Here is a 1,099-nt window from a genome sequence, read left to right on the forward strand (position 1 = left end):
CCTTCCGGCCGACTACGCCCGCTTCCGTGAGGACCTGCGCGAGCTGACCGGCGGTGAACTATAAGTTCGGCAAATGGCACTATCGGAAGATCCGATCGTTTTTATTTGCCGGCATGCGGGTAATTTCCTATTTTTGCCGACACACATCAAACATTACGACTTATGGAAAAGAGCATCAAAGGTACGCGTACCGAGCAGAATCTGTTGAAGGCCTTCGCCGGCGAGAGCCAGGCACGGAGCCGTTATGTGTTTTTTGCCAGCCAGGCCAAGAAAGAGGGCTACGAGCAGATCGCAGGTGTCTTTCTGGAGACGGCCGAGCAGGAGAAGGAGCACGCCAAGCGTTTTTTCAAGTTCCTCGAGGGCGGCGAAGTGACCATCACGGCCAGCTACCCTGCCGGAAAGATCGGCACGACGCAGGAGAATCTGCTGGCTGCGGCGCGCGGTGAGAATGAGGAGTGGGATGTGCTCTACCGCGAGTTCGCGCAAGTGGCCGACGAGGAGGGCTTCACGGAGATCGCCACGGCATTCCGCATGATTTCGGTGGTCGAGGCCGAGCACGAGCGTCGCTACCTGAAGCTGTTGAGCCGCCTGACCGACGGCGATTTCTTCAAGCGCGACGGCAAGATCTGGTGGCAGTGCCGCAACTGCGGCTACATCGTCGAAGCCGAGCAGGCTCCGCTCATGTGCCCCGCCTGCAAGCACCCGCAGGCCTACTTCGAGCCCAAGAAGGAGAACTATTGATAGTCTGTCGCACCAAGCGTCGGCCGGCGGCCGCATGCGCAGACTGAAACCTGCCCCGGCAGGGATGGAACAACGGGGAGGCGGATTCCGAAAGGAGATCCGCCTCCCCGTTTGTATGCCGGCTCCGATACAGGCGGCGTCTTTGGAACGAAACACTCCCTTCGCCGAATCTTTACCGCCGTGACATGCGATTGTCATCCCGAGCGGCCAACTTTGCAGCGTGGAAAAAGAAGATAAAGGAAAACGTATGACGTTGAGAAAAATCATTGCTGCACTGTTCGCTTCGGGATACTGCCTCACGGCCGCCGCTGCGGTCGTCGAGGGGGTCGTGGCGGACCGGACGACCCGTGAACCGCTC

General features: G+C 59.2%; 1 protein-coding gene. It reads left to right on the forward strand.

The genetic code is table 11. From position 1 onward, the window contains the following. Positions 1-162: 162 nt before the first annotated feature. On the forward strand, positions 163-741 hold the full coding sequence (gene rbr / locus QZL63_RS09510; protein ID WP_022309076.1) for a rubrerythrin: 579 nt from the start codon (positions 163-165) through the stop codon (positions 739-741). The last annotated feature ends 358 nt before the right edge of the window (positions 742-1,099 follow it).

The sequence above is a fragment of the Alistipes sp. CAG:268 genome (assembly GCA_000434235.1).
Taxonomy (GTDB): Bacteria; Bacteroidota; Bacteroidia; order Bacteroidales; family Rikenellaceae; genus Alistipes; species Alistipes avistercoris.

What these genes read in the sequence shown, in the direction of transcription:
- rbr (WP_022309076.1), top strand. Translation starts at nt 163, where the DNA reads ATGGAAAAGAGCATCAAAGGTACGCGTACCGAGCAGAATCTGTTGAAG.